Here is a 15,043-nt window from a genome sequence, read left to right as displayed (position 1 = left end):
CTAACGCCGACTTGACGTTGCCCAGCGCGCGCCGAGACTCTATACCATCCAACGCACAATCGAGGACGACATGAGCGTGGCTGAAAAATCCGAGAAGAAATCCGGCGGGCTTGGCGAAATCGTCAGCGTCATCATCCAGGCTTTGCTGCTGGCCATGGTCATCCGCACCTTGCTGTTCCAGCCCTTCTCGATTCCGTCCGGCTCTATGCGGCCGACCTTGCTCGAAGGCGACTATCTGTTCGTCACCAAATGGTCCTATGGCTTCTCGCGTTATTCGCTGCCATTCGGCCCCGACATCTTTTCCGGCCGCATCTGGGGTTCCGATCCGAAGCGCGGCGACGTGGTGGTCTTCAAGTTCCCGCCGGATCCGTCGCTCGACTACATTAAGCGCGTCGTCGGCCTGCCCGGCGACAAGATCCAGATGAAGGACGGCCAATTGTTCATCAACGGCCAGGGCGTGCCTCGTGTGAAAACCGGCCAGATCCAAAATCCTGATATCACGGAAGTGCCTGAGCCGGTCGACGTCTATCGCGAGACCCTGCCCAACGGCGTCAGCTACGACACGCTCGACCTGACACCGAATTCGATCACCGACAACACCCGCGAGTTCGTCGTGCCCCCCGGCAACTATTTCATGATGGGCGACAACCGCGACAATTCCTCCGACAGCCGCCTCAGCGTCGGCTACGTGCCGGCGGAGAACCTTGTCGGCCGCGCCAACATCGTCTTCTTCTCGATCGCCGGGAAGGCGAGCCCGCTCGAGATCTGGAAATGGCCGTCGCTGGTGCGCCTGTCGCGCCTGTTCCATTTCGTGAATTGATGGCTTTGAAGCGCCCGACGGGTGAAACTCTGGCCGATTTGGTGACAGCCAAAACCGGCCATTCCTTCCGGGATGTCCGTTTGCTCGAGACCGCGCTGACCCATTCCAGTGCGGTCAAGGCAAGCAGCAACAACCAGCGCCTCGAATTCCTTGGCGACCGCGTGCTCGGCCTGATCGTTGCCGACCTGCTTTTCGAAAAGTTTCCTGAGGCGCCGGAAGGTGAAATCGCCCCGCGCTTCAATGCCCTGGTCGATGCGCGGACATGCTCCGAGATCGGCATTGAAATGCAGCTCGAAGATCTTGTTCGGGCCGACGCTGCCTTGAAGGCGCGCTCGCGCGGCTCGGGCGGAAACTATCTGGCGGATGCGGTCGAGGCGCTGATCGCGGCGGTCTATATCGATGGCGGCCTCGATGCCGCAAGGCAATTCGTCCTGCGTTACTGGGAGCCGCGCTCGCAAAAGGTGGTGGCCAAGCCGCCCAATCCGAAATCCGACCTGCAGGAATGGATCGCCAAGACCAGCGATGTCAGGCCCGAATACGCGATCGAGAAACGCGAGGGACCTGAACATCAACCGGTTTTCACGGTGTCCGTGAAGGTCGGCGGTTTTGCGCCGGCAAGCGGCACGGGCGGCTCTCGCCGCGCAGCCGAAGAAGCGGCGGCATCGGCGTTTCTTATGCGCGAAGGCATCTGGGCCAACCAAGGGAGTGCGGCATGACCGGCAGCGAAGATCTCCCTCCGGCAGCGGAGGCCACGCATTCCGGTTTCGTTGCCCTGATCGGGGCGCCCAATGCCGGCAAGTCGACGCTGGTCAACCAGCTGGTCGGCGCCAAGGTGTCGATCGTCACCCACAAGGTGCAGACCACCCGCGCCATCGTGCGCGGCATCGCCACGCATGACAACGCGCAGATCGTCTTTGTCGACACGCCCGGCATATTCAAGCCGAAGCGCCGGCTCGACACCGCGATGGTGACCACCGCCTGGGGTGGCGCCAAGGACGCCGATATCGTGCTGCTGCTGATCGATGCCGAGCGCGGCATCAGGGGCGACGCCGACGCCATCCTCGAGCGGCTGAAGGACGTCCGCCAGCCGATGGTGCTGATCCTCAACAAGGTCGACCGGGTCAAGCACGAGGCGCTGCTGGCCCTGGCCGCGGCAGCAAACGAAAAGGTGCCGTTCAAGCGCACCTTCATGGTCTCGGCGCTGACCGGCTCCGGCTGCAAGGATTTGCTCGACTATCTCGCGCAAGCGCTGCCGGTCGGCCCCTGGTACTATCCGGAAGACCAGATCTCGGACCTGCCGATGCGCCAGCTGGCGGCCGAGATCACCCGCGAGAAACTGTATCTGCGGCTGCATCAGGAGTTGCCCTATTCCTCGCATATCGAGACCGAGAAATGGGAAGAGAAACCGGATGGCTCGGTACGCATCGACCAGACCATCTATGTCGAGCGCGACAGCCAGAAGAAGATCGTGCTCGGCCACAAGGGCGAGACGATCCGTGCCATCGGCCAGTCGGCGCGCATGGAAATAGCCGGCATTCTCGAGCAGAAAGTGCACCTGTTCTTGTTTGTCAAAGTGCGTGAAAACTGGGGCGACGACCCCGAGCGCTACCGCGAGATGGGGCTTGAGTTTCCCCATTGAGCTTCATCGTCTAGAAATGCCGCCCGGCAGTTTGAGACGATGACATGCCTGATCCAAAACCGACCATCGATACCGATCTCGTGCGCCGGTTGATCGCCGCGCAATTTCCGCAATGGCGGCATCTGCCGGTGAGGCCGGTGGCGTTTGGCGGCTGGGACAACCGAACCTTCCACCTCGGCAATGATATGACTGTGCGGCTGCCGAGTGCCGCACCATATGCCTTGCAGGTCGAAAAAGAGCACCGCTGGCTGCCCAGGCTGGCGCCGCTTCTGCCGCTGCCGATCCCGGTTCCACTGGCGATGGGCGAGCCTGGGGAGGACTACCCCTGGCAATGGTCCGTCTACCGCTGGATCGACGGCGAAACAGCCAAGACCGCCGAAATCGCCGATCGCCGACAGTTCGCGGTCGATCTGGCCAAGTTCCTCATTGCGCTCCGGCGGATCGATCCGGCGGGCGGGCCGCCCGCGGGCCAGCACAATTTCTTCCGCGGCGGATCGCTGAGCGTGTATGACAACCAGACAAGGGAAGCACTCCAGGCGCTGGAGGGGCAGATCGACACCCAGGCGGCCACCGCTGTCTGGTATGCGGCCCTTGCCGCCACCTGGCAAGGGTCGCCCGTCTGGTTCCACGGAGACGTCGCCTGGGGCAACCTTCTGGTCCAAAACGGCCGCCTGAGCGCCGTCATCGACTTCGGCACCTCCGGGATCGGCGATCCCTCTTGCGACCTGGCGATCGCCTGGACGTTCTTCCAGGGCGACAGCCGGGAGGCGTTCCGTGCCGCCATCGACGTCGATGAAGCGACCTGGGCGCGCGGCCGCGGCTGGACGCTGTGGAAGGCGCTGATCACCGTTGCCGGACACGACGCCAACCAAGTCGAAGCCGAGCGATCGCGCTGCGTCATCGACGACGTCCTGGCCGATCACCGGGGAATTCGCGTGATCAGAGCCTTTCGACGATGTGCGGGGATCCAATGTCAGCACAGATCGCACGCGGCGCGCCAAAATCTTGATTTCGCCACGCAACCGGTGACAAGCTCCTGCCATGGAATGGCGCGACGAGGGAATCATACTCGGCACCCGCAAGCATGGCGAAACCAGCGCCATTCTCGAGGTAATGACGCGTGCGCATGGCCGCCATCTCGGCCTGGTGCGCGGCGGGCGCTCGCGCAAGCAGCAGCCGGTGCTGCAGCCCGGCAACCGCGTCGACCTTTTGTGGCGGGCACGCCTCGACGAGCATCTCGGCACCTTCCAGGCCGAGGCGATCGAGATGAATGCCGCCCGGTTGATGGACAGCGCAGTCGCCGTCTACGGCCTGCAGACCATGGCCGCGCATCTCAGGCTCCTGCCGGAGCGCGACGCCCATGGCGGCCTGTATGAGACGCTTGCCGTGATGATCGCCCATCTGGACGATTCGGATGCCGCCGGGGAACTGGTGGCGCGCTTCGAACTGCTCATCCTCGACGAACTCGGCTTCGGCCTCGATCTCAGCCAGTGCGCGGCGACCGGCGCCAGGCAGGATCTGGCCTATGTCTCGCCGAAATCCGGCCGTGCCGTGTCGCGAGCCGCCGGTGCGCCGTGGCGCGACAAGATGCTGGCGCTGCCGGCCTTCCTGCAGCGCAGCTCCGGCTTGCGGGCGGACCACGCGGCACTCGAGGACGCCTTCCATCTGACCGGTTTCTTTTTCACCCGCCATGTCTACGAGCCGCGCGGCATCGAACAGCCCGATGCCCGTGCCGGCTTCCTCGCCGCCTTGCGCAAGCATCATTCGGGCGGCAAGGCCGCCCTTACGGCAGACGCTGCGCCAGAAGGGGGAGGGAGACTCGGTGGGTGCTGACCTCCGCAACCGTCCAGGTTCACAGCAAAAGCTGCATGCGGCAGCATTCCCTCCCCCTTGTGGGAAGGGTTAGGGTGGGGGTACTCATAGGGCAAGAGCCTCAGCCGGCTTTGCGATGCTCCATGAAATCATCGAGGATGGCGCGCTGACCGCCGAGGATCTTGAGGCTGGCCTCGGCGAAGGAAAACCAGCCGGCCCTGTCGATTTCGGGAAATTCCCTCGTCACGCCTGACCTGGGCGGCCATTCCATCGTGAACATGTTGCTTTTAACGGCATCGGCATCGAAATCGGCTTTGACGCTCCAGGCGATGACGATCTTGCCGCCGGCTTGCCGATAGCTGCCGACAGGTTCGAAATCGCCATCGATGCTGACTCCGAGTTCTTCCCCAGCCTCGCGCCGGGCGGCGGCCAACTCATCTTCATTGTCCTCGACGAGGCCCTTGGGGATCGACCAAGCGCCTTCATCCTTCCTTGCCCAGAACGGGCCGCCGGGATGGACGAGCAGAAATTCGAGAATGCCGGCCCTTGTCCGGTGGATCAGCAGCCCTGCACTTCGTTTCGGCATTCGATTTCCTCGTAGTTCATCCGAGGATAGCATGGCTCCTGGGCAAGTGGCGGCGGCATGCCATTCCTGGCTATCTCAGATGATGGGTGAGGATAAAGACCGTAGGCCGCTGGAATTTGCCGACGAAACATGCTCGATAACTTCTTTTCGGCCACCATTGCGGTGGCGTGACTTGAATAGCCGTCTGGGGTGGCCGTGTGGCCGCCGCAATCGTCAGTGAAAACTGGCCTGGTTTGGGGGAACCGCCATGTTTGAAAGCCTGATTGGCGCCGTCGTCGTTATCGTGCTTTTTGTCCTCGTCTTGCGCCAGCAGGGCCGCGTCAGTCTGATCGAGCGCGAACTCGGAGCGCTGCGCAGCCTGGTTCTGTCCGGAGTGCATGCGACACCGCCCCTTGCCAAACCGGTCGAGCAGGCTGCAAGCGCACCGGCGGATGCCGCTCACGCTAGCGCACCAGTTGCCGACGTAGCTTCGCCAACAACAGCCGACGCGGCACATGCCCAGGCACCGGCCGCCGAAGCCGATGCGGCCACCAGCGAGGCCGTGCCAGAACTGTCAGCCGCGGCCAAGGCGGCATTCACCGGATCCGCGCCTGCCGCCACGGCGAAGGCAGCCCGCCAGTCCGAGGTCGAAACCGCGCTCGGCACCCGTTGGGCGGTCTGGGTCGGCGGCGTCGCATTGGCTTTGGGCGGCCTGTTCCTGATCCGCTACACCATCGAGGCCGGCATTTTCGGCCCCGAAGTGCGGCTGTCCCTGGCGGCGCTGCTCGGCGTGGTGCTGATCGGCGGCGGCGAGTTCATCCGCCGCACCGGCTTCAAGGTGCCGGTGCAAGGGGCTGCAGGCGCCTATATTCCGGCGATCCTGACGGCTGCCGGCGCCTTCATCCTGTTCGGTACGGTCTATGCCGCGCACGCCATTTACGGTTTCCTCGGCCCGGCCTTCGCCTTCACCGTGCTCGGCGCCATCGGCGTAGCGACCATTGTCGCCGCTCTCGTCCACGGTCAGGCCCTGGCCGGCATCGGCCTTGTCGGCTCGATGGCGACGCCGGCGCTTGTGTCCTCGCAGGCGCCCAACCCATGGGCGCTGTTCGTCTACCTGGCGATCGTGCTTGCCGCCACAGCCGTGATCGCCCGCATTCGCGACTGGAAATTCCTGATTGCGGCCGCCTTCTTCGGCACCGGCGCCTGGACCATCGCCTACATGATGAGCACGCTCGTCGCCGACCTTGCCGTCATCCTGTTCATCGACGCGGTGACGCTGGCGGTGCTTGCCTTTGTGTGGCTGGGCACACGTGACAGCGAAGCGGAGACGGCGAAGACCGGCTTCGACTGGCCCTCGATCGTGCCAGGCGTTTTCGTTGCGTTTTCAGCGCTGGGCCTGTCCGTCGACACGACGCTGGTCGCCGCCGGCGGCGCCTTGCCGGGCGCCTTCGTCCTCGTCGCCCTTGTCGCCACCGCACTCTACCGGCCGCGCGCGCTGCCGCTGCTGCATGCCGCCGGCGTGGCGAGCGTGATGATCCATCTCGGCATCATTCCGCCCACCACCATCGGCTCCGACATAACCCAGGGGAATATCGGCTTTGACGGCATGCCGGTGGCGGCCGGAAATCCGTTGACGCTGCGCATCGGCATTGCCCTCGGCCTGGTTTTCATCGGCGCCGGCTTCTGGGCCGCACGCCGCTTCGCCGCCTCAGCACGGGTCCGCGCGGCATGCTGGGCGGCATGGGGCGTCGCTGCGCCGCTGCTTATTCTGCTGACGCTGTGGCTCGCCTACGGCAATCTCGACCGCGACCTTGTCTACGCAGCGATAGCTGCCCTTCTGGTCGTCATCTTCGCCGCCGGCGGCGAATGGATTGCGCGCGCCGAACAGCCGCCGCTCAAGGGCGACGTCGCCGTCTCCTTCGCGCTTTGCGGCTCGGCTCTGGCCGGGCTCCTGATGCTGCACATGGCCTTCGGTTCCGGCTGGACCACGTTGCTTGCCGGCGTTGCCGCCATCGTGCCGGCGCTGGCGACGCGTTGGCGTTCTTATCCCGTGCTGGGCTGGATTTCGGTCGGCGCGGTCGTCGCCGTGCTCGGCCGCGTCGCCTTCGATCCAACCATCGTCGGCGCCGAGTTCCTGACGACGACGCCGGTGTTCAACTGGCTGCTGCCGGGATACGGCGTACCGGCGCTGGCCTTCGGCTTTGCCGCCTGGCAACTCGCCCGCACCACAAATGGCCGGCCGCGCCTGGCCATGGAAGCGGGTGCAGCCCTTTTCGCGCTGCTCACCGTTGCCATGCTGGTGCGCCACGCTATGCATGGTGGCGTCATCGACACCGGCCCGGTGACGCTCGCCGAACAGGCGATCTATACGCTGATCGCCATCGGCGCCGGCGCAATACTGGTGGCCATCGACATGCGCTCGCCAAGCTCTGTGCTGCGCTACGGCTCGATGGCCGCCGGCGTGCTCTCGGTCGCCTTCATCGTCCTCCAGCATTTCCTGGTGCTCAATCCGCTGTTCACCGACGAATCGACCGGCCAGATCCCGGTGTTCAACCTCTTGTTCCTGGCTTACCTGTTGCCGGCCATCGCCGCCGGCGGGCTGGCGCTCTATGCCAGGGACAAGCGGCCGCCATGGTATGCGCAGATGCTGGCGGTGGTGGCGGCATTGCTTGTCTTCGCCTACGCCACACTGTCGGTCAGGCGCGTGTTCAAGGGCGAGTTCATCGGCCTGTGGAGCGGCCTCGGCCAGCTCGAGACCTACACCTATTCGGCGCTCTGGCTGATCATCGGCGTCGTGCTGCTCACCGCCGGCGTCTGGCTGAAGTCGCAGGTGCTGCGCATTGCCTCGGCGGCGCTGATCGCGATTGCCGTGGTAAAAGTCTTCCTGTTCGACATGTCGGAACTGGAAGGCGTGCTCAGGGCGCTGTCCTTCATCGGTCTTGGCGCCGTGCTGATCGGCATCGGCCTGTTCTACCAGCGGCTGCTGACGCGGGCGGCGAGGGAGGCCAACGCTGCAACTTGAAGTGATATACGAGGTGGAATATATGAATATCCAACGGAGGATATTCGATGCCGCTCTATATCCGCGACGACGAAGTGGATGCGCTGGCCAGCAGATTGCAACGCGAGACGAACGCTCCGAGCAAAACGGAGGCGGTGCGGGTCGCGCTCGTGCACGAACTTGAGCGCAATCGGGCGAAGGTGCCGCTGCGCGATCGGATCGCCAGTCTTCAGGACAGGGCCAGGAAGCTTGGCCTGCCCAATCCCGATTTCGATATGAAGAAGTTCACCGACGAGATGTGGCAAGACTGATGTTTGTCGACGCGTCGGTGATCGTCGCCATTCTCAACCAGGAACCTGGGTGGGAGCAATTGCTGAAGCAGCTATCCGGTTTTTCCGGGCAGGTCTGGGTTTCTCCGTTGGTTCACTTCGAAGCAACACAGGCATTGGCACGGGCCGGCGCCGGCCCGCGCAGACCCAGCGCTGAAGCCCTTCTCCATGCCCGCGATCTGATCGATGAGTTCATTGTGGAGATCATGGGAGAGAGTCTGGCCATTGACGACAACATCGGCTCTCGGGCCATTGACGCGAGTGCCCGCTACGGCAAAGCCGTTGGCCACAAGGCGGATCTGAATCTCGGGGACTGTTTTGCTTACGCCTGCGCGAAAAGCCGCGATCTTCCACTGCTGTACAAAGGCCATGATTTCGCACTGACCGATTTAGGATAATTCGGCCCTTTTGTTGATTGCGGGGAATAATTTAGCCGATCAACTCGTTATCTCACTGCTTGGGTGACCGGGGCGGCAGACCGCTTCGCGCTGGCCGCTTGCGCCGCGCCGGGAAGGCGCGTTCAATCGGGTTAAACAAGGGCGACCTCAGAACCAGCGGTCATGGACGAAAAGAAGGCAGCAATCCTTGGCGAAATACCGCGCCTGCGCCGCTACGCACGCTCGCTTCTGCGCGACCGCGAATCCGCTGACGATCTCGTCCAGGATTGCCTCGAACGAGCGCTCTTGCGGCTTGAAAGCTGGCAGACGGGAGAAAGCCCCCGGAGGTGGCTGTTCACGATCATGCATCATTTGTTCATCGATCAGATGCGCAAGGTGAACCGGCGCGGTGAGGCGGCGATCCTGCCGCTTGACGCAAACGAGGCGCAGGCAGTCCCCGCCGAGCAGGCCGAGAACGCCGCCTCGCGCGAGATCATCGACGCATTGCAGGCGATCAGCCCCGACCGCCGCGCCGCTCTCGTCATGGTCGCCATCGAAGGATTCTCCTATGCCGAAGCCGCCAACATTCTCGGCGTGCCCGCCGGCACGCTGATGTCGCGCATAGCGCGCGGACGCGAGGAGCTGCGCAGCCTGCTCGATGACACGGCGCGCCGCCGCTCGATAAGGATCGTCGAGAAATGACCCGCCGCGATTTTTCCGAACGCGATATCCACATGGCTCTCGACGGCGAGCTGCCGGGCGACGAGCGCGCCGCCTACGACGCCTGGATCGACGCCAATCCCGAAATGAAGGCGAAAAGCGCCCGCTACACCGCCGACCGCGCCGCGTTGCGCGCCGCCTTTGCCGGTGTGCTCGACGAGCCCGTGCCGGTGCTGTTCAAGCAGATCGTTAGCGGTGAAGGCGCGACCAAAGCGGCGGCGCGGCAGTCGCGCTGGTGGCTTGCGGCCGCGGCGGCCGCAGTGCTCGTCATCGGCGGTCTTGGCGGCTATTTTGCCGGCATCGACGGCATCGGCAGGGAAGATGGCGCCGATGACCAACTGGCCGAAGAGGCGATCGCCGCCCATGTCATCTATGCCGCCGAACAGCGCCATGCGGTGGAAGTGCCGGCAAGCGACAAGGATCACCTGCAGACCTGGCTGTCCAACCGCGTCGGCCTGAAACTGGTCGCGCCGGATCTGGTGGCGGAAGGCTTCCAGCTGGTTGGCGGCCGGCTGCTGCCCGCCGGCCAGGGCAAGGCAGCGATGCTGCTTTACGAGGACGCCAAGGGTCAGCGCATCTCCTTGTTCGTTACCGCTGATTCCTCAGCCAAGTCCAAGGGCACCTACATGGCGGACGCCGACGGCCCCGAGGCGGTCTACTGGCTGGACAAGGGCTATGCCTGCGCCGTCGTCGGCTCGCTGCCGCGAGAGCAGCTGGCCGCGGTCGCCAAGCGCGCCTACGGTCAGCTTCTGGCCGGTATCGCCAGTTGAGCACATTCCGTTTTGGCGTCATGCGCCGAGGCGGCGCCGCACCTGGCGGTGCCGCGGTCACCGCCCGCCACTCGCGGTGGAACTGTCACAATTCGGCCCTATTCAAGGTGCGATAGCGCTTGGCTGATATCGGCGTTTCGGCTGATGTTTGCGACGTTTTTGACCGCGGCCTTTTCCTCCACCCAATCGAGGTTTTCCAAACCCGCATGCCTGCCGAGATTCGCAAGGCCCGCGCGTCCGACGTCGATGACCTCGCCGCCATCGAGAAGGCGGTCTTTTCCAGTGACCGCATTTCCCGGCGCTCCTTCCGCTTGTTGATCGAACGCGAGACAGCCGAGATGCTGGTCGCCGAAAGCGATGGTCGTGTCGCCGGCTACGCCATCGTGCTGTTTCGCAAGGGCAGCGGCGTCGCCCGGCTCTATTCGCTTGCCACCAGCCCGTTTTTCAGCGGCCGCGGCACTGGCCGCATGCTGCTTGCAGCGGCCGAAGAAGCTGCCTTCGAGCACGACCGCATGATGTTGCGTCTCGAAGTGCGCGAGGACAATCTTCGCGCCATCGGCATCTATGAGCAGAGCGGCTACCGCAAGATCGGTCGCGAGCCCCACTATTACGAGGATGGCGCCACCGCGCTGCGCTACGAAAAGACCTTGCGCGGCGATATTCCCGTCGCCACCAAAGTCCCGTTCTACCAGCAGACCTGCGAGTTCACCTGCGGTCCATGCTGCCTGATGATGGCGATGGCCAATTTCGATTCCGGCTTCGTGCCCGATCCGGTCATGGAAATCCGCCTATGGCGCGAGGCAACGACCGTGTTCATGATGTCCGGCCCGGGCGGCTGCGAGCCCTTCGGCCTTGCGGTTTCCGGCTACGAAAGCGGGCTTGCGGCGGAAATCTTCGTGTCCTTCTATGGCGCGCTGTTCTTGCAATCGGTGCGCAGCGAAGACAAGCGCCGGGTGATGGAACTTGCCCAGGTGGACTTTCGCCGCCGCGCGGAACTTTACGGCATCCCGGTGAATTACCGTCCATTCACCATCGACGATATCCGCGGCGCCCTGGCTCAGGGAAAACTGGTGCTGGTGCTGATCAGCGGCTTCCTGATGTTCGGCAAGAAGGTGCCGCATTGGGTGCTGGCTATCGGCGACGATGGCGACCACATCCTGATCCACGATCCCTGGGTCGAGGACGAAAGACAGGAGACCATCCTCGATGCCGCCAACATTCCCGTGCCGCACGGCATCTTCATGAACATGGCGCAATTCGGCCGCGACGGACTGCGTGCTGCCATCACTCTTGGGAAACGCTGATAACAATGACCTGGGTCATCCTCACCGGCCGTCAGAACGATCTCGACCCGGCGGCGACGCCGCACAAGATCATCACCAACCGTGACTATCTTGCGCATCCGGCGCTGTTTCGCGGCCAGCAGCCGAAGGTCATCAACCTGTCGAACAATTACGCCTACCAGAGCCGCGGCTATTATGCCTCTCTGCTCGCCGGTTCGCGCGGCCACAAGGTCATCCCGACGGTCGAGACGATGATCGACCTGTCCGAGCGCAAGCTCTACGAGCACGCGCTGCCGGAACTGGAGCTGGCGCTCAACAAATGCCGCAAGGATCTCGGAGGCGTTTTCCCGCAAAAAATCTGCATCTTCTTCGGCATCGGACCGTCGAAGGTCTGGGACCGCTTCGCCAAGCTTTTGTTCGACTGGTTCCGCGCTCCGGCGCTTGAGGTTCACATCAAGGACAGCGCCGAATGGGCTTCGATCCGCAAGATCGGCTTCCTGCCGCTGGCCAGGATGGCCGAGGAGGAAGAAGCCTTATTCGTGCAGGCGCTCGAGACGTACACCAACCGCGAGTGGCGCGACACCAAGGGCCGCACCCCGGCACGCTACACCTTCGCCACGCTGGTCGATCCGCATGAGGAACTGCCGCCGTCGGAGATTTCCTCGCTGCGTTACTGGGCCAAGATCGCCGAAAAGATGGGCGTCGAAATCGAGCCGATCACCAGGAAGGACTTGGCCAAGCTCGCCAATTACGACGCGCTGTTCATCCGCGAGACCACCTCGATCTCAAACCACACCTACCGCTTCGCGCGCCGCGCCCAGCAGGAAGGCATGCCGGTGATCGACGACCCGCTGTCGATGATCCGCTGCACCAACAAGGTCTATCTCAACGAACTGATGGCCTACAACAAGGTGCCGGTGCCGCCGACGGTGATGATAGCCGGCACCTCGGACCTCGAACTGGCGGCGCAGACGCTGGGCTTTCCGCTGGTGCTGAAGATCCCGGATTCATCGTTCTCGCGCGGCGTCAAGAAATGCGGCAACTTCGAAGAACTGAAGACGCTCGCCACCGAGTGGCTGGAGGATTCCGATCTTCTGATCGCGCAGAAATTCATCCCGACCGAATATGACTGGCGCGTCGGCGTGCTCGGCGGGCAGCCGCTGTTTGCCGTGCATTATTTGATGGCGAAAAAACACTGGCAGATCGTCAACCACAAGGCCAGCGGCAAGCCCGACCAGGGCGGCATCAAGACCTTCACGCTGAAAGAGACGCCGCCGCATGTCGTCGACACCGCGGTGAAGGCGGCGCGCTGCATCGGCGACGGGCTTTACGGCGTCGATCTCAAGGAAACCAAGGATGGCGTCTTCGTCATCGAGGTCAACGACAACCCGAACCTCGACCATGGCTGGGAGGATTCCGGCGAAAAGGACGAAGTCTGGGTGCGGCTGACGCAATGGTTCCTGGAGCGGCTGGACCGTCCCGGGCGTTAGTTTGCCGTCCCGGGCGGTAATTCAACCGAGGGGGAAAAATGCAGTTCATCGTCATCGAGGATTTCACCGGCTGCGACCGCAAGGAGATCTACCGCCGTTTCGGCGAGCGCGGCCGATTGAAGCCGGACGCGCTTGTCGTGCACCACTCCTGGATCGCGGCTGATATGAGCCGCTGCTTCCTTTTGGTCGAAGCCGATGACGTCACGCTGCTGCAGCGCTGGGTTATCGAATGGGCTGACCTGGTGGAGTTCGAGATCATTCCCGTGGCGACGAAAAAGGACATGGTCGCCGCACTGGCCGGCCATCTCTGAGCAGCTCGGGCCATCAGCCGAGCACCGGCGAACCCACCGACCGCCGGCATTCCTCAATCAGCCAATTGCGAAACGCCGCCACCAGGTCGCGCCTTGCACTGCGTTCCGGGATCGTCAGGCAATAGGGCTGACGCAGCGCGATCGATAGGGCATTAGCCCGGACCAAACGGCCCAATTCCAGCGCCCCGGCGCAATAAATGCCTTGCGCCAGCGCCACGCCCAGCCCTGAAATGGCAAGGTCGAGCGCTGCCCGCGACGAGTTCGCCGACAGGCCGCGCTGCACTGTGCGGCCGGGCTCTATGCCCGCCGCCTCGAACCATGTGCGCCAAGACGGAAACGACGCGCCGGTCGGTCCCCAGTCGGTGTGAATCAGTGGCAGACCGGCGAGGCTGTCGGTTTTGGCGGTGAGTTCTGGCGCGCAGACGGGGTAGACGGCGTCCCTGACGATCTCCTCGCTCGGGTGTTCACGATAGTGCGGGCCGAAGGACAGCCGGATGTCGATCAGTTCGCGGTCGAACGGCACCGGATCGTCATCGCCGCGCAGGGATATGTCGACGGCGCCGTGGCTGGCGACAAAGCCGGCGAGGCGTTCGGAAAGCCAGCCCATCGCCATGGACGGCGGCACCGATACGACAAGCCGCGGGCGGAAGGCATCGCTGCCACGCGCGATGCTGCCGATCTCCCGAAAAGCCAGGGTCAGCCGGGGCAGCATCTCGACGCCGGCTTCCGTCAGCACCACGCGGCGGTTGACGCGATGGAACACTTTTCGACCCATCTGCTCCTCGACGGTGCGAATGAGCTGGCTGACCGCAGCCGCCGAGATCGAGAGCTCATCCGCCGCTGCGGCGAAACTCCCCGAGCGCGCCGCCCCGAAGGCTTGAAGTCCTCTCAGGGAAGGAAGCGCGGTCATTGGGTGATCCGATAGGTAAGGTCAGCTTATCTGTGTCGCAGAAATCCTCGTCTTTCGAAAGCTTTCTTATTCGAGTAGCTTGGCGCCATGACCGTATCGGCCCAGTTTGAACCCAGAGACCATCGCGACGTCATCGCGTTCCTGACCAATGAGCAGCGCAGCCGCCTGACCGGCAAGTCGGACGGGCCGGGTCTGGTCCAACTCGCCTTCCATCTCGGCGCGATTGTGGCTATCGGCGGGCTGATTGCGGCCAAGGTGTCGTACTGGCCGCTGTTGATGTTGCCGCAAGGCATTCTTATCGTCTTCCTGTTCACGCTGCTGCATGAGACGGTGCACAGGACGGCGTTCGAGACGCAGTGGCTCAACGATGCCGCCGCAAGGGTCTGCAGCCTGGCGATCGCGCTGCCCGCCGACTGGTTTCGCTATTTCCACTTCGCCCATCACCGTTTCACCCAGGATCCCGAGAACGATCCGGAACTCGCCTTCCCGAAACCGGAGACGATGCGGCAATACATCGTCCACGTCTCGGGCCTGCCGGTGTGGTGGGGGCATTTGCAGACACTCTACACCAACGCGATTGGCGGCTGCCACGACAGCTACGTGCCGCCGAAAGGCCTGCCCAAGGTGCGCACTGAAGCCCGCGCCATGATCGCTTTCTATGTCGTGGTCGCCGCGCTAGCCCTGTGGTTCGAGGCAAGTGTACTGCTCTATGTCTGGATCGTGCCGGCGCTGCTCGGCCAGCCCTTCCTCAGGCTCTATCTGCTGGCCGAGCATGGCCGCTGCCCGCTTGTCGCCAACATGCTGGAAAACACCCGCACCACGCTGACCAACTGGCTGGTGCGCAAAGTCGCCTGGAACATGCCGTATCACGCCGAGCACCACGCCAATCCCGGCGTGCCCTTCCATCAGCTGCCGGCCTTCCACCAGCTGATCGAGCGCCATCTCAAAGTCGTCCAACCCGGCTATGTCAGCTTCCACGAGAAATACGTCGAGACTTTGCGCTGAGGCGCTCGGCC

Annotated in this window: 15 protein-coding genes and 1 pseudogene; 14 read left to right on the top strand and 2 right to left on the bottom strand. The window is 63.6% G+C overall.

What is annotated here, in order from left to right:
• The first annotated feature begins 70 nt into the window (after positions 1-70).
• From lepB to recO, 5 genes and pseudogenes are all read left to right on the top strand, one after another.
• Complete coding sequence (gene lepB / locus NKI15_RS10235; RefSeq protein ID WP_023670241.1) at positions 71-820, top strand: signal peptidase I; 750 nt, start codon at positions 71-73, stop codon at positions 818-820.
• Positions 820-1,536, top strand: a complete 717-nt coding sequence (rnc, locus tag NKI15_RS10230; RefSeq protein WP_023692856.1) for a ribonuclease III — start codon at positions 820-822, stop codon at positions 1,534-1,536. The genes lepB and rnc overlap by 1 nt, the downstream gene beginning before the upstream one ends.
• On the top strand, positions 1,533-2,459 hold the full coding sequence (era, locus tag NKI15_RS10225) for a GTPase Era (RefSeq protein ID WP_023670243.1): 927 nt from the start codon (positions 1,533-1,535) through the stop codon (positions 2,457-2,459). Before rnc ends, era begins: the two co-directional genes overlap by 4 nt.
• Before the next feature lie 44 nt (positions 2,460-2,503).
• Positions 2,504-3,385 (top strand): annotated as a pseudogene (locus NKI15_RS10220) (aminoglycoside phosphotransferase family protein); the annotation flags it as partial.
• Between the two features lie 115 nt (positions 3,386-3,500).
• The gene (recO, locus tag NKI15_RS10215; RefSeq protein WP_023705395.1) at positions 3,501-4,292 is read left to right on the top strand and encodes a DNA repair protein RecO; all 792 of its coding nucleotides are present in this window, start codon (positions 3,501-3,503) and stop codon (positions 4,290-4,292) included.
• A 100-nt stretch (positions 4,293-4,392) separates the two neighbouring features.
• Here recO and NKI15_RS10210 read toward each other — a convergent pair whose 3' ends face one another.
• On the bottom strand, positions 4,393-4,857 hold the full coding sequence (locus NKI15_RS10210) for an NUDIX hydrolase (RefSeq protein WP_023705394.1): 465 nt from the start codon (positions 4,855-4,857) through the stop codon (positions 4,393-4,395).
• Positions 4,858-5,104: 247 nt separating this feature from the next.
• On the opposite strand from NKI15_RS10210, the gene NKI15_RS10205 reads away from it, so the two are divergent.
• The 8 genes from NKI15_RS10205 (at position 5,105) to NKI15_RS10170 (ending at position 13,117) form a co-directional block, all read left to right on the top strand.
• The gene (locus tag NKI15_RS10205; RefSeq protein WP_023708432.1) at positions 5,105-7,858 is read left to right on the top strand and encodes a DUF2339 domain-containing protein; all 2,754 of its coding nucleotides are present in this window, start codon (positions 5,105-5,107) and stop codon (positions 7,856-7,858) included.
• A gap of 47 nt (positions 7,859-7,905) precedes the next feature.
• Positions 7,906-8,148, top strand: a complete 243-nt coding sequence (locus NKI15_RS10200) for a type II toxin-antitoxin system VapB family antitoxin (RefSeq protein WP_023705392.1) — start codon at positions 7,906-7,908, stop codon at positions 8,146-8,148.
• A complete protein-coding gene (locus NKI15_RS10195) occupies positions 8,148-8,564 on the top strand; it encodes a type II toxin-antitoxin system VapC family toxin (RefSeq protein WP_023708433.1) in 417 nt (138 codons plus the stop codon). The genes NKI15_RS10200 and NKI15_RS10195 overlap by 1 nt, the downstream gene beginning before the upstream one ends.
• Before the next feature lie 162 nt (positions 8,565-8,726).
• Positions 8,727-9,245, top strand: a complete 519-nt coding sequence (locus NKI15_RS10190; RefSeq protein ID WP_023670250.1) for an RNA polymerase sigma factor — start codon at positions 8,727-8,729, stop codon at positions 9,243-9,245.
• Positions 9,242-10,033, top strand: coding sequence for an anti-sigma factor family protein (locus tag NKI15_RS10185; RefSeq protein WP_023687291.1), 792 nt, complete (start codon positions 9,242-9,244; stop codon positions 10,031-10,033). Before NKI15_RS10190 ends, NKI15_RS10185 begins: the two co-directional genes overlap by 4 nt.
• Positions 10,034-10,239: 206 nt before the next feature.
• On the top strand, positions 10,240-11,337 hold the full coding sequence (locus tag NKI15_RS10180; protein WP_023705389.1) for a peptidase C39 family protein: 1,098 nt from the start codon (positions 10,240-10,242) through the stop codon (positions 11,335-11,337).
• 5 nt (positions 11,338-11,342) lie between these two features.
• Positions 11,343-12,806 (top strand): RimK family ATP-grasp domain-containing protein, encoded by a 1,464-nt coding sequence (locus NKI15_RS10175; RefSeq protein WP_023692866.1) that lies wholly within the window; start codon positions 11,343-11,345, stop codon positions 12,804-12,806.
• A gap of 38 nt (positions 12,807-12,844) precedes the next feature.
• Positions 12,845-13,117 (top strand): DUF3303 domain-containing protein, encoded by a 273-nt coding sequence (locus tag NKI15_RS10170; protein WP_352514215.1) that lies wholly within the window; start codon positions 12,845-12,847, stop codon positions 13,115-13,117.
• A 13-nt stretch (positions 13,118-13,130) separates the two neighbouring features.
• On the opposite strand, the gene NKI15_RS10165 is transcribed toward NKI15_RS10170, so the two are convergent.
• On the bottom strand, positions 13,131-14,027 hold the full coding sequence (locus NKI15_RS10165) for a LysR substrate-binding domain-containing protein (protein WP_352514216.1): 897 nt from the start codon (positions 14,025-14,027) through the stop codon (positions 13,131-13,133).
• Positions 14,028-14,114: 87 nt separating this feature from the next.
• Between NKI15_RS10165 and NKI15_RS10160 the strand changes: the two genes are divergently transcribed.
• On the top strand, positions 14,115-15,032 hold the full coding sequence (locus NKI15_RS10160; RefSeq protein ID WP_352514217.1) for a fatty acid desaturase family protein: 918 nt from the start codon (positions 14,115-14,117) through the stop codon (positions 15,030-15,032).
• Positions 15,033-15,043: the final 11 nt, after the last annotated feature.

Source organism: Mesorhizobium sp. M0862, from assembly GCF_040319795.1.
Taxonomy (GTDB): Bacteria; Pseudomonadota; Alphaproteobacteria; order Rhizobiales; family Rhizobiaceae; genus Mesorhizobium.
The sequence above is the reverse complement of the archived record's forward strand: the minus strand, read 5'-3'. Positions and strand labels throughout refer to the sequence as shown.